This window comes from Chryseobacterium echinoideorum (assembly GCF_007474535.1).
Lineage (GTDB): Bacteria > Bacteroidota > Bacteroidia > Flavobacteriales > Weeksellaceae > Chryseobacterium > Chryseobacterium echinoideorum.
Genome location: NZ_VKNW01000012.1, coordinates 13220 through 26267, shown reverse-complemented (window position 1 = coordinate 26267; position 13048 = coordinate 13220). Strand labels below are relative to the sequence as shown.

The following is a 13048-nucleotide window of genomic DNA, read 5'->3' as shown; positions in this document are numbered from 1 at the left end:
AGAATGAGAGATAAATTTTTACTGTGGGGAAGTATTCTGGTTATATTTACGTGGATTGTTGCGTTGTTAATCAGAGCGCACTACTGGATTCCGATTCTTCTTACCGCAATTTATGTATTAGGTATTTACAACGCCAATCAGAGCAAGCATGCGATTTTAAGAAATTTTCCGGTATTGGGTTATTTTAGGTATTTTTTTGAAGGTATTTCACCTGAAATGCAGCAGTATTTCATTGAAAGAGAAACGGATGGAAAACCTTTTCCACGAAACCAAAGAGCTGCTGCATACAGACGTTCTAAAAATCTGAGCGACACTGTTCCGTTCGGAACTCAGCTTGAAGTAAATCACAGAAAATACGAAGGAATAAAACATTCTATTTATGCAAAAAGCCCTAAAGAAGACTTGCCAAGAGTATGGATTGGTGGTGAAGATTGTACCCAGCGTTATCATGCCTCTCTATTTAACATATCGGCAATGAGTTTTGGAGCATTAAGCGATAGAGCGCACATTTCTTTAAATCGAGGAGCAAAAAAAGGGAAATTTTATCATAACACAGGAGAAGGCGGTATTTCACCTTATCATTTGGAAGGTGGTGATCTTTGCTGGCAGATAGGAACAGGATATTTCGGATGCAGAGATGATGAAGGAAAATTCAATCCTGAATTATTTGCTAAATATGCCTCACTTCCAAGTGTTAAAATGATAGAAATTAAACTATCCCAAGGGGCGAAACCAGGTCACGGAGGTGTTTTGCCTGGTGTGAAAAATACGCCGGAAATTGCCAAAATCCGTCATGTCAGACCGGGAATGACTATTATCTCACCTCCTTCTCATTCTGCTTTTTCAGATGCAGCCGGCTTACTTTATTTTGTAAAACAGTTGAGAGAGCTTTCAGGTGGAAAACCAGTTGGTTTCAAACTGTGTATAGGTGATACTAAAGAATTTGAAGACATCTGTGTTCAGATGAATGTTTTGGAAATTTATCCGGACTTTATAACGGTAGATGGAGCTGAAGGCGGAACGGGGGCGGCTCCTCCCGAATTTTCCGATGGAGTAGGAATGCCTCTGGAACCGGCGTTGATTTTTGTAAACAGGACTTTAAAAAATTATCATGTAAGAGATAAATTAAAGATTATTGCAAGCGGAAAAGTTCTTACCAGTCTGGATATTTTGAGAGCTGTAGCGATGGGAGCTGATATCTGCAATAATGCAAGAGGTTTTATGTTTGCTCTGGGCTGCATTCAGGCATTAAGATGTAATAATAATAATTGTCCTACAGGTGTAGCAACACAGGATAAAATGCTCATCAAAGGACTAGATGTTACAGATAAAGCGGAACGTGTATATCATTTTCACAAAAATACACTCCATACATGTAATGAGCTTATTGCGGCAGCCGGAAGAGAAAACTATGACGAAGTTGATGCCTCAATGTTTATGAGAGGGGATGAATTTGATCATCTTTCAGATCATTATTTCCCGGATATTTTAGGAAACGTGAAGCAATAATAAAATAAGCGCATCAAATTAATTAATGATGCGCTTTAATTTTTTTATAATATATTGTTTTTATTGCTGATCTGCAGGTCTTACCTGAGTATCATAAATCTGGAAATTAAACACAAAAGTTGCATTTTGAAGACCGTAAAAATTGTTGTCTCTGGCAAATGCTGCCTTAGAAGGTACAATAATTACACCCTGAAGATTATAGTTGGCTTCATTAGCCATTCCCTGGAAACCGGTAAAGTAAGAAAGACCTTCTTGCAAACCTTCAATTTCATAGTAGCTTCTTTGTTTTGCGGCATCTGTTGTAGCATCTGTCAAAACAGACTTTTTCACATAGTAAAATCTAGGATCAATTACAGGCGAAGCATTTCCGTCAATAGTATTTACAAGTGCGCCGTAATAGGTTAGAGAAACATTTCCATCAGTGTCAGTAGCTACATAATAGTTGGCTCTCATCATGGTTTTAATGAGACTTGCTGTATTTGAATTAGAATCAGTGTCGATTGTAGTCCCCGGATCAGGCTGTGCTCCTTGTCTTTTAATGTAAATTACTCCCGAAGGTAGTTTTACAGGATTCAGCTCAGAAAGTTTTTTTTCATTATCATCCGCAGCATCAGTTGCGCTGAATGCTTTTATATTTCCTTGGCTGTCGAGATAGTTGTTCTCCATAAATTTCATAATTGCTTGTTCATCGTAAGAATTTCTTACATTGATGTCTTCAGGCTCTACAAATGTCTCCACTTCATCATCCTTTTTACAAGCAGTGAAGCAAAGAGATCCTGCAAGGATATATAAAAATATTTTTTTCATTTCAAAAAACTTTAATTACTTTACAAATAATATAACGGCAAAAGTATAAAAAAATATGAGAATAGATAAATTTTTGTGGAGCATTCGTTTTTATAAGACCCGATCAATTGCTGCTGAAGAAATTAAAAAGAACAGAGTTTCTATCGGAACTTCTGCAGTAAAATCCTCAAAGGAAGTGAAAGAAGGTGATGTTATTAAAATTCGTAAAAATCAGATAGACTATAAAATAAAAGTAATTCAGATTCCCAAAAGCAGAATCGGAGCCAAATTGGTTTCACTGCATATCAAAGATGTTACTGATAAAGAACAGCTGGAACTACTTAAAATCCGTAAACTAAGTCAGGATTATTACCGTAACCGTGGAGAGGGTAGACCTACCAAAAAAGACAGAAGAGATATGGATGATTATGTTGAAAGCGATTTGTCTTCAGATTTTACCGATTGGGACGACTTCTTTGGTGAAACCGATGATGATAAGAATGACGAAGATTAAAGCTCTAGAGATAAAGCTTTTCTATAATTTCACGAATGATATTTTCAGGAGTCTTCTGATCGGTCCTGATGCTGAATTGTGCTTTGGAATAAAAAGCATTTCTCTCAAACAGATGTTTAGCAATAAATTCGGGTAAGTCTTCATCGGATATTTTAGCAATAAGCGGTCTTTTCTCTTTTTGTCTTGAAAGCCTGTCTGCAAGAACGAGCACAGATGTCATAAGAAAAACACTTATAGAATTGTGGTTGATGATCTCCATATTGTTGTAGTAAGCAGGCGTTCCTCCGCCAAGACTTAGGACTGTGTTTTCTTGTGTTGCCAGAATTTCTTCCAAAACTTGTCTTTCCTGTTTTCTAAAGTAAATTTCGCCTTTTTTTTCAAAAATTTCGGAAACCGTAAGCTTTTGACGTCTGGAAACCTCTTTGTCCAGGTCAATTAATTTAAAATTTATTTCATCGCTTAATATTTTGGAAATGTGAGATTTGCCGCTCCCCATGTATCCGAGTAGTGAAATTATCATGAATTTATTTTAAACAAATTTGCGAAAAAGTTTTGAGATAATGAAAAAAGTCCTATCTTTGCACCACTAAAAACAAGGGACATTATTTATAGTGAAAACTTGATAATAAGTGGCCGACTCGGTAGCTCAGCTGGTAGAGCAATACACTTTTAATGTATGGGTCCTGGGTTCGAATCCCAGCCGGGTCACTAAGGAAAAATTCGCATAAATAATGTGTTTTTTTGCCTGCGTGGTGAAATTGGTAGACACGCCATCTTGAGGGGGTGGTTTCCTAAGGATGTGCTGGTTCGAGTCCAGTCGCAGGCACTGCAAAAAAAATATTGAACAAATTACTGATAATTCTAAAATAAATTTTTATATTTATCGTAATTAATTTGATGACCGACTCGGTAGCTCAGCTGGTAGAGCAATACACTTTTAATGTATGGGTCCTGGGTTCGAATCCCAGCCGGGTCACAAGTTTACTGAAAAGTAAATTTTTTTCATATTAATATTTTGTGATTTGGTGTTCAAAGGCTTCCCATAGGAAGCCTTTGATTTTTTTACTCCAAATGCATATTATCAATGAGCCTTACTCCGTCTACATTTACTACAATAAAAGCGCGGTAAGAACTTCCATTTTCTTTTTGGTTAATTTCTTTCAGTGTTTTTTCGTCTGCGATAAGGAAATATTCTAACTCCATGTTGTGCTTATTTTCAAAAATTGTGCCTACTTTTTCCTTTATATCAGAAATAGCCCAAGTTTTAAACCAATCTTTTGCTTTTAGGAGGGTTTCATAAATAATCTTAGATTCATTTCTTCTTCCTTCTGTCAGTCGCTGGTTTCTGGAGCTTAAAGCAAGTCCGTTTTCTGCTCTGTAGATTGGTACTCCTGTAATTGTTATCGGCAATTGTTTTTTTTCTGTCATTTTTTTAATAATAGCCAGCTGCTGGAAATCTTTTTCACCAAAATAAGCGTTATTGGGCTTTACCTGATTAAACAGCTCTTCTACTACGGTGCCTACACCATCAAAATGTCCGGGACGAGATTTTCCTTCCATTTCATCTTCAAGACCATCATAATTATACTTTCTGCTCTCAGTTTTTTCAGGATAAATATCTTCTATTTGTGGGATATAAACAGCGTCTACCAAGCCTGAATTTTCCAGCAAATCCAAATCTTTTTGAATGTTACGAGGATATTTTTCCAGATCTTCAGGGTTGTTAAACTGCGTAGGATTTACGAATATTGAAGAAATAATCAGATCGTTTTCTTCTCTGGCAGCTTTATACAGAGAAAGGTGTCCTTCGTGCAGTGCTCCCATGGTGGGTGCAAAACCGATTCTCTTACCCATTTCTTTCTGTCTCTCTATAAAACTCTCAAGTACCTTCTTATTTTTTAGAATTTCCATAGTCAATCATAATATATTTCAAAAATACTAAATATTGGGAGATTCATTTTTACTTTACTACAATATTGTTTACAACTATCGTAAAAAAATGTTAATTACTATAATGTTGAATGTTTTTTCGTAATTTTGCGAATTAAAGCGTTATTTTAAATTATATAAAGATTATATGTCCAATCAGAAAATACTGTACATTACCACAGAAATGTACCCTTATCAGGAAGATACAAATTTAGCAGCGGTGGTAAACAAAATGGCACTTAAAATGCACCAAGAAGGCAATGATGTAAGAGTTTTTATGCCAAGATTTGGACAGATAAGTGAAAGAAAGTTTCAGCTTCATGAGGTGATTCGCCTCTCAGGAATGAATATTATTATCAATGATCTTGATCAGCCTCTTATTATAAAAGTAGCCTCTCTTCCTGGGGAAAGGCTTCAGGTATACTTTATTGATAATGAAGAATATTTTAAGAGAAAGCAATATTATTTTGACGATGAAGGAGTGGCTTTCGAGGATAATGATGAGAGAGCGATCTTTTTTGCGCGAGGAGTGATTGAAACAATTAAAAAACTCAACTGGGTTCCGGATGTAATCCATTTGAATGGATGGATGTCTTCTTTTGTTCCAATTTATCTTAAAACCTATTATCAATCTGATTCCTATTTTAAAGATGCTAAAATAGTTCTATCATTATATAATGAAAAAGATGCTCCTCTTGCATCTAATGTGGGTGAAAAGCTGCAGTTTGATAATATTTCAGGCTTAAAAGCGTTAGATAATCCAAGTTTTGAAAGTTTTGTTATTGAGAGCATGAACTATGTAGATGAAGTAATAAAAGGGGATGAATTTTTGAACGGAGAACTTGATAAAGCATTTAACGAAACGTCTGTGTCCAAATCTGAATATCTGGACGTAGATTCTATTAGTAAACTATATTAACATACATTTTGATGATTTATAATTTGAGAAAAACTTTGGCCATTCTTTCGATGACGGTTTTAGGAAGCATTATACTTTACAACTGTGAGCCAGAGCCAGACTCTTTAGGTGAACAGCTTTTTTTGGATGGTGCAGCCAACGGAACAGAGTCTTTATTTGATGTGGTAGGGTACAATATTAGTAATAATGATACCATAAGAGCAGATGCTAATACATTTGTGAATCTTTTCGGAAGCAATGCAGCAACTTCTTCTACGGCGGTTTTGGGAGCTTTTACAGAGAATCAGTTTGGGATGCAGAAAGCAACTTATTTTACCCAGCTACGATTACCTTCTTATGATCCTGATTTCGGAACCAATCCAACAGTAGATTCTGTTGTTATGGTAATCAAGCCTACGTATGCGATAGATTCTGTTACAACGACAACAAATGAAGACTATATTTATCCTGACGGAAATGTAGCTGCCAAAAAAGTGGTAAGTACTTTTCCTATTACTAAGTTTGGGAAAGCAAAATTGAATGGAGGTAAACTTACGCTTCAGGTTCATGAAGTGGCTGAGTTTATGAATGGTGTCAACGATGCTGTTTATTCCAACAAAAAATTTGCAGCTAATGAGAGCAATATTTTGGGATCTAAAGAAATTTCAGGAAATGTAAACTCTGTAGTCATTACCAAAGATGCTGATAATACTGAAATTTTTAAAACGCCGGTTGGCATAAGAATTCCTCTTAGTGCAGATTTTTTCAAGCAGAAGATTATTGATAAAAAAGGACAGATGGAACTGAAAGATGCAGCTAATTTTATCAGACATTTCAGAGGTTTAAGAGTTTCGGTAGTAGAAAACGATGGGTATTTGTTTCAGTTTACGCCAAATGATATAGAACTCATTATGTACTATAAAAACGAAAAAGTCGAAAATGGTACAACAACCAGACCTCAGTCTAAATATAATTTTGCTTTAGGCAGTGCTAATGTTCATACAGGTTATTATGAATATACCAGAGCTGGAGCCGCAATCCAGACTTATGCGCTTGGAAATTCTTCAACAGGAGATTTAAAACTGTACGCTCAAGGTATGGGAGGAAATTCAATTGGGATAAAATTTCCTGCTGCTACAATTAATCAGCTTAAGGAGTTATACAAAACAAATAAAGCGGCAATTATTACTGCAAAAATCAGACTTTATACAGATGTTTCTGTGTGGTCTAATAAATATTCTAAACCTACCGTATTTACCATTCTTCAAAGAGATAAAGATTCTAACGGAAAGGAGACAACTGCATTTACAACAGACTATTCTGTTTTAGGAAGTGCATCAACTTTTATTCCCATAAGAGTTTATGATTTGGATAAAAATCCTGCTTATTATGATTTTACCGTAACTCAGTCTCTTAAAGACATTGTAGAATCAGGAAAAGATTATAGTAATAAATATTTTAAAATAGATTTGGCTCAGTTTTTAAGTACAAGTGCAGGAAGTCTTGCGGGATATAAATACACTTCAAGACCATTTTCTATGGCAAGAGCCGTATTTGTAGGTTCTGATCCTTCAAATGCAAACAGAGTTCAGTTAAGAGTTACTTACGGTACAAAATAATAAAAAATACATTTGATAAATTATGTGCGGAATAGTTGGTTATACAGGTTTTCAGGATGCTTATGATATTGTTATCAATGGTCTTAGAAGATTAGAATACAGAGGATATGATAGTGCGGGTATAGTTTTAGAAAATAAAGACAATACCTTCAGTGTTGAGAAAACGAAAGGTAAAGTGGATGATTTGGTCAATATTTCAAATCAGCTGAAAGGAACTGCTAAAGTAGGAATGGGACATACAAGATGGGCAACACATGGTGTTCCTAGTGACCGAAATTCGCATCCCCATGTTTCAAATAACGGGAAATTAGCAATTGTACATAATGGCATAATAGAAAATTATGATACCATTAAAACGATGCTTATAGATAAAGGCTTTTCATTTAAATCTGAAACAGATACTGAGGTTTTGGTAAATCTGATTCAGTATTTTATGGATGCTAATGGCGAAACTGATTTTCCCACTGCAGTACGATACGCATTAAATGAGGTCTATGGTGCTTATGCTATAACGGTAATGCATGATGATTATCCAGGGTTATTGGTTGTAGCAAGATTAGGCTCTCCTTTAGCAATAGGAATTGGTGAAAACGAATTTTTTATTGCTTCTGATGCATCTCCTTTTGTGGAATTTACAAAAGAAGCTATTTATCTTGAAGAGGGACACATGGCAACAATTTCTCTGGAAGGAGGAGTTGACATCCGTACTATTATAGAGAATTCAAAAATTACTCCCGAAATTCAGGAACTTAAACTTAATTTGGAGCAGATAGAAAAGGGTGGTTACGAACATTTTATGTTGAAAGAAATTTTCGAACAGCCTAAATCAATCCATGATACCATGAGAGGAAGACTTCTTGTGAATGAAGGAATCATTAAAATGGCAGGAATCTGGGATCATCTGGAGAAATTCAAAAACGCAAACAGAATCATTATCATTGCTTGTGGTACTTCTTGGCATGCAGGTCTTATCGGAGAGTATCTGATTGAGGAATTTGCAAGAATTCCTGTTGAAGTAGAATATGCTTCAGAGTTTAGATACAGAAATCCGATTATCACAGATAAAGATGTAGTAATCGCTATTTCTCAGTCTGGAGAAACAGCAGATACAATGGCAGCACTTAAATTAGCTAAAGAGAAAGGAGCTTTCATTTATGGTATTTGTAATGTTGTAGATTCTTCTATTGCAAGAATTACAGATGCTGGTTCTTATACCCATGCAGGTCCGGAAATCGGAGTTGCTTCTACTAAAGCGTTTACTGCTCAGCTTACTATTTTATCTCTAATAGCATTAAAACTAGGAAAACATAACGGAAACTTAGGAAATGCTGAATTTATGAGCCTTATCTCTGAGCTTGATGCCATTCCTAAGAAAATTGAAGAAGTTTTGGAAGCTACCCATGAGCTTACACAAAGTATCTCCAAAGATTTTATTAACGCAACCAACTTCCTTTATTTAGGAAGAGGATACAATTATCCTGCAGCATTGGAAGGGGCATTAAAACTTAAAGAGATTTCTTATATTCATGCAGAGGGTTATCCGGCTGCAGAAATGAAACATGGTCCGATTGCTCTAATTGATGAAAACATGCCTATTGTCATTATTGCACCTAAAAAAGGGCATTATGACAAAATTGTGAGCAATGTTCAGGAAATCAAAGCAAGAAAAGGAAAAGTGATCGCAGTAGTAAATAAAGGCGATCAGCAGGTAAGTGCAATGGCAGACTATGTAATCGAAATTCCAGAAACATCAGAATGTTTCTCACCGATCGTTGCATCAGTTCCATTACAGCTACTGGCTTATTATATAGCAGTGTACAGAGGAGCAAATGTTGACCAGCCAAGAAATCTTGCAAAATCGGTTACAGTAGAATAAAAAGTACTTGCAAATAAAATAAGTTTAGATTTTTTTCGTTATTCTAAAAAAAATCTTAAAAGTTTCTTAAAAAAATTATATATTTACGGCTTAATTATAAAAATTAACATGAAAAGGATATTTCTTTTATTATTGTCTGCGTCGGTAGCATCGGTATCTTGTTCAGGTGGTGGAACTTCTTCGGTAGGAAAACCAGGAACAAAAGGAGAATTGATACCTAGAGAAAAAGCGAAATCATTTGTAGCGGAAAGACCTTACGGTATGGTAGCAATTCCTGGCGGTTCTTTTATTGCTGGTATGGCTGATGAATCATTTACCAATAATGGTGAAACCGCACCCTTGAAAACTGTAACTGTTGCTCCTTTCTTTATGGATGAGGCAGAAACTACAAATGCGGAATACAGGGTTTTTATTAATTATGTAAGAGATTCTATTGCCAGAACTATGCTTGCAGAAGCTGCAGGAGAGGGTGGTGACGGTAGCGGAAGAGGTAGAGGAACCAGCATTGGTGACTATGCTTATCTTGCTAAAAAAGAAGATGATTTAACACCTTATCAGGAGTATCTTGAAGGAGCGGGAGGCAGAGATGGCTTCGATGAAACTAAAAGATTAGACTGGAAAATCCCATTGCATTGGAATACTTCAAAATATCCTGATGTAGAATATGCGGAAGTGCTTGAATCTATGTATTTACCAGCTTCGTCAAGAGTAGGTAGTGAAAGAATCATTGATGTTAGTAAATTAAAATATACATATAAGTGGGGTGATATGGATGCAGCAATCGCTGATAACGAAAGAGGAATCAATTTCCTTAGAAGTGAAAGTATTGCAATTTATCCGGATACAACTGTTTGGGTAAACGACTTCCATTTTACTTATAATGAGCCTTTATTTGAACAGTACTTTTGGCACAAGGCTTACAAAGATTATCCAGTAGTAGGAGTTACTTGGGATCAGGCAAGAGCTTATTGTAATTTCAGATCTAAATTAAAATCTGATTATAATGAAAGCTTGAAAAGAAGAAAGCAAAGACCTTTACAATTCCGTCTTCCAACTGAAATCGAATGGGAATACGCATCAAGAGGAGGTAAGCAAAACGCTACTTATCCTTGGGGTGGTCCTTATTTAATGGACGACAGAGGATGTTATTTGGCAAACTTCAAACCAAAAAGAGGTAGCTACATGGAAGATGAGAAAAAAGGAACATATACTTATACAGCTCCTGTAAAGAAATTCAGAAAAAATTCTTTTGGATTATTTGATATGGCAGGGAATGTTTCTGAATGGACACTTTCAGCATATAATAACTCAGACTACGGTTTCTCATCTACTCTTAATCCTGCAGTAAAAGATAAATCTGATAACAAGAAGTCTGTAAGAGGTGGTTCTTGGAAAGATGTAGGTTATATGTTGATGACGGGTGCAAGAGACTGGGAATACAAAGATTCTGCAAGAAGCTATATCGGTTTCAGAACAGTGCAGGATATTCCTGAAGCATCTGTTAAAGCAAAGAGAGTTAACAGATAATTTTCAATTATTTTATATCAATTCATATTTTAAAACTTAAAAAAACTAACTTATATGTTTAAGACTAAAGATGCTTGGATGAATTTCTTTTATTCATTCGGTGCTGCAATTGTAATTCTTGGAGCTTGGCTTAAAATTACTCACATTACCTTGGGGCCTATTAATGGAAATATTGCTCTTACAGTAGGGTTGATCACTGAGGCGATTATTTTCATCATCTTTGCTTTTGATCCTCCAAAAAACGAAGAGTCTTATGCTTGGGAAAATGTTTATCCTGAATTGTTGGATAAACATGCAAATCCAAATCCTTTACACTCAAATATCAGCGCAAAAAGTGCGAATGCTCAGTTTGCAGAATTGGAGAACTCTCTTTCAAATAAGTTGGATAAAATGCTTCAGGATGCGAAACTTGATGTGCAATTATTTGACAGATTAAGAACAGGTATTGATAAATTTTCAAATTCTGTGGATCAAATCAACCAGACTGTTGATGTATCTGCTTCTACACATAAATATAATGATCAGTTAAACAAAGCAGCTCAGCATATGGAAAGCATGAATGCTCTTTATGCAATGCAGTTAGAAAACGGTCACAAACAGGCAGAGTTTGCTAAACAATATGTAGCAGATATGCAGAAATCTGCAGAGCAATCTGAGAAGTTTAATCAAGAATTACAAGGTTTAACGACTAACTTAAACAATTTAAACAGAGTTTACGGTGGTATGTTAACTGCTATGAAGTCATAATCCTGAACCATTAATTATATAAAACTAAAGAAAAGAGAATGGCAAAAGGAAAACAGACTCCACGTCAGAAGATGATCAACCTAATGTATTTGGTGTTCATCGCAATGATGGCCCTAAATATTGACGTTGAAATCATCAGGTCATATTATGATTCTACAAAAGCACTCAAAGAAACAAGGTTTCTTACAGAGCAAAAGAATGAAGATATCTTTGAAAAAACCTTAGAAGCAAAAGCTCAGCAAGTTCCAGATACTTATGCACAGCCTTGGGAGGATTATAAGGTTTTGAAAGCAAAGATTGATGATTTGGTAGGTTACACTGAAGGTGTTAAAACAAAATTAAAAAAGCAGTCAGAATTTGTAGATAAAGATCCTGTAACTGGTAAAGAAATTGATGTTCAGGAAAACTTTGCAGCATTAAATAATAATGAAGCTACTACTGAATATTTTTTCAAAGAAGGAGATGAAAATACTCCCTCTGCCAATGCTTTAGAATTGAAGAAAAAATTGGATGATGTAAGAAATTATATCAACACTAAGTTTGGAAAAGATCAGCAACTGAAAAAATTAGTTGATAGAGCCAATACATCTTTAATTGCAGAATATCCTGATGGAAAATCTCCAAATAAAAAAACTTGGTTTCAAAATAAATTTTATAATCAGCCTTTGATTGCTGCAATATCTAATCTTGAGATTATCCAGAATGATGCAAGAAATGTACAATCAGATGCATTAGCAATGATGCTTCAGGAGAAAGTAGATGCAAGCATTAAATTCTCGAGTTATGAAGCCATTGTATCTGCACCAACGGATGTAGTGGTTGGTAAAAAAGCAGAAGCTGTTGTAATGTTGGGTAATTACTCCAATAGTAACAAGATTAGTATGAGCGGTGTGAGCAGACAGGAGAATGGTAAAGGATATTTACCTTTAAACACCGGTGGAATTGGTGAGAAGAAAATTGGCGGAGTTATTACTTTGACAGATGCTTCCGGTAAAGCTCAACAATTTCCTTTTACGCATACATATAATGTAATTGCAGGACCACAGGAAGTAAAACTTGAAAAAGGTTTATTGCTTTCGGCTGATAAAATGAATGTAATGTATAGAGGATTAGAGAATCCTGTATCTGGTTCTATTTTGGGTGCTGATAATGCACAATTATCTTTATCTGCATCTGGTGGAGCTATTGTGAAAAGTACAGGCAAAGGAAAATGGAATGTTACTCCACAATCTGGAAATGTGATCCAATTAACGCTTTCTGGAAGAGAACCAAGCGGTAAGACTGTATCTCAAGTTTTTGATTACAGAATTAAAGGAATTCCAAGACCTCAAGGTCAGATTAGAGGAAAAGCTGTTAATTTTATGCCAGCTTCTTCAATTCCTAATCAAATTGTTACGGCGGCTTTACCAGATTTCGACTTCCCGGTATCATTTACTGTTAATAGCTTTATCCTAAAACTTCCAGGAAGAGCCGGTACTATGATTCAAGGTAGTTCCCTTTCTTCTGCTGAAGGGTTAATTAGAAATCTTAGAGTTGGTGATGTAGTTTATATTTATGATATTCAAGCAACCGCAACAGGTTTAGGTAACCAAAGATTGAAAGAAATTTCACCAGTTGTTATTAATGTTCAATAATATTAAATT

Annotated in this window: 11 protein-coding genes and 3 tRNA genes; 11 read left to right on the top strand and 3 right to left on the bottom strand. The window is 35.4% G+C overall.

Annotation, left to right across the window (positions count from 1 at the left end; all coding sequences use genetic code 11):
- Nucleotides 1-3: 3 nt before the first annotated feature.
- Nucleotides 4-1509 (top strand): FMN-binding glutamate synthase family protein, encoded by a 1506-nt coding sequence (locus FOL89_RS14820; protein ID WP_144283576.1) that lies wholly within the window; start codon nucleotides 4-6, stop codon nucleotides 1507-1509.
- Nucleotides 1510-1569: 60 nt separating this feature from the next.
- Here the strand turns inward: FOL89_RS14820 and FOL89_RS14815 are convergent, their stop codons facing one another.
- Nucleotides 1570-2316: a hypothetical protein gene (locus FOL89_RS14815; protein ID WP_144283575.1), complete on the bottom strand. Its 747-nt coding sequence runs from the start codon at nucleotides 2314-2316 to the stop codon at nucleotides 1570-1572.
- Nucleotides 2317-2371: 55 nt separating this feature from the next.
- Here FOL89_RS14815 and FOL89_RS14810 point away from each other — a divergent pair, with 55 nt between their 5' ends.
- Nucleotides 2372-2809, top strand: a complete 438-nt coding sequence (locus tag FOL89_RS14810) for an RNA-binding S4 domain-containing protein (protein WP_144283574.1) — start codon at nucleotides 2372-2374, stop codon at nucleotides 2807-2809.
- A 4-nt stretch (nucleotides 2810-2813) separates the two neighbouring features.
- Here FOL89_RS14810 and FOL89_RS14805 read toward each other — a convergent pair whose 3' ends face one another.
- A complete protein-coding gene (locus FOL89_RS14805) occupies nucleotides 2814-3329 on the bottom strand; it encodes a shikimate kinase (protein WP_144283573.1) in 516 nt (171 codons plus the stop codon).
- A gap of 115 nt (nucleotides 3330-3444) precedes the next feature.
- Between FOL89_RS14805 and FOL89_RS14800 the strand changes: the two genes are divergently transcribed.
- From FOL89_RS14800 to FOL89_RS14790, 3 genes are all read left to right on the top strand, one after another.
- Nucleotides 3445-3517: transfer RNA gene (locus FOL89_RS14800), tRNA-Lys, on the top strand.
- 35 nt (nucleotides 3518-3552) lie between these two features.
- Nucleotides 3553-3635, top strand: a tRNA-Leu gene (locus FOL89_RS14795).
- A gap of 77 nt (nucleotides 3636-3712) precedes the next feature.
- Nucleotides 3713-3785 (top strand) — tRNA-Lys (locus FOL89_RS14790).
- 86 nt (nucleotides 3786-3871) lie between these two features.
- Here FOL89_RS14790 and panC read toward each other — a convergent pair.
- Nucleotides 3872-4720 (bottom strand): pantoate--beta-alanine ligase, encoded by an 849-nt coding sequence (panC, locus tag FOL89_RS14785; protein WP_144283572.1) that lies wholly within the window; start codon nucleotides 4718-4720, stop codon nucleotides 3872-3874.
- 166 nt (nucleotides 4721-4886) lie between these two features.
- Here panC and FOL89_RS14780 point away from each other — a divergent pair, with 166 nt between their 5' ends.
- The 6 genes from FOL89_RS14780 (at nucleotide 4887) to porM (ending at nucleotide 13039) form a co-directional block, all read left to right on the top strand.
- Complete coding sequence (locus tag FOL89_RS14780) at nucleotides 4887-5657, top strand: glycogen/starch synthase (RefSeq protein ID WP_144283571.1); 771 nt, start codon at nucleotides 4887-4889, stop codon at nucleotides 5655-5657.
- Nucleotides 5658-5668: 11 nt separating this feature from the next.
- Nucleotides 5669-7255: a DUF4270 family protein gene (locus tag FOL89_RS14775; RefSeq protein WP_228444935.1), complete on the top strand. Its 1587-nt coding sequence runs from the start codon at nucleotides 5669-5671 to the stop codon at nucleotides 7253-7255.
- Between the two features lie 22 nt (nucleotides 7256-7277).
- A complete protein-coding gene (gene glmS / locus FOL89_RS14770) occupies nucleotides 7278-9131 on the top strand; it encodes a glutamine--fructose-6-phosphate transaminase (isomerizing) (protein ID WP_144283570.1) in 1854 nt (617 codons plus the stop codon).
- 108 nt (nucleotides 9132-9239) lie between these two features.
- Nucleotides 9240-10658: a T9SS ring complex lipoprotein PorK/GldK gene (porK, locus tag FOL89_RS14765; protein WP_144283569.1), complete on the top strand. Its 1419-nt coding sequence runs from the start codon at nucleotides 9240-9242 to the stop codon at nucleotides 10656-10658.
- 54 nt (nucleotides 10659-10712) lie between these two features.
- Nucleotides 10713-11405, top strand: a complete 693-nt coding sequence (gene porL, locus FOL89_RS14760) for a type IX secretion system motor protein PorL/GldL (RefSeq protein ID WP_144283568.1) — start codon at nucleotides 10713-10715, stop codon at nucleotides 11403-11405.
- Nucleotides 11406-11443: 38 nt separating this feature from the next.
- Nucleotides 11444-13039, top strand: a complete 1596-nt coding sequence (porM, locus tag FOL89_RS14755; protein ID WP_144283567.1) for a type IX secretion system motor protein PorM/GldM — start codon at nucleotides 11444-11446, stop codon at nucleotides 13037-13039.
- Nucleotides 13040-13048: the final 9 nt, after the last annotated feature.

Bases quoted from the DNA above. Each gene is read 5' to 3' on its own strand.
- FOL89_RS14805 (WP_144283573.1), bottom strand. From the start codon at position 3,329: ATGATAATTTCACTACTCGGATACATGGGGAGCGGCAAATCTCACATT.
- FOL89_RS14780 (WP_144283571.1), top strand. From the start codon at position 4,887: ATGTCCAATCAGAAAATACTGTACATTACCACAGAAATGTACCCTTAT.
- glmS (WP_144283570.1), top strand. From the start codon at position 7,278: ATGTGCGGAATAGTTGGTTATACAGGTTTTCAGGATGCTTATGATATT.
- FOL89_RS14810 (WP_144283574.1), top strand. From the start codon at position 2,372: ATGAGAATAGATAAATTTTTGTGGAGCATTCGTTTTTATAAGACCCGA.
- porL (WP_144283568.1), top strand. From the start codon at position 10,713: ATGTTTAAGACTAAAGATGCTTGGATGAATTTCTTTTATTCATTCGGT.
- FOL89_RS14815 (WP_144283575.1), bottom strand. From the start codon at position 2,316: ATGAAAAAAATATTTTTATATATCCTTGCAGGATCTCTTTGCTTCACT.
- FOL89_RS14820 (WP_144283576.1), top strand. From the start codon at position 4: ATGAGAGATAAATTTTTACTGTGGGGAAGTATTCTGGTTATATTTACG.
- porM (WP_144283567.1), top strand. From the start codon at position 11,444: ATGGCAAAAGGAAAACAGACTCCACGTCAGAAGATGATCAACCTAATG.
- panC (WP_144283572.1), bottom strand. From the start codon at position 4,720: ATGGAAATTCTAAAAAATAAGAAGGTACTTGAGAGTTTTATAGAGAGA.
- FOL89_RS14775 (WP_228444935.1), top strand. From the start codon at position 5,669: ATGATTTATAATTTGAGAAAAACTTTGGCCATTCTTTCGATGACGGTT.
- porK (WP_144283569.1), top strand. From the start codon at position 9,240: ATGAAAAGGATATTTCTTTTATTATTGTCTGCGTCGGTAGCATCGGTA.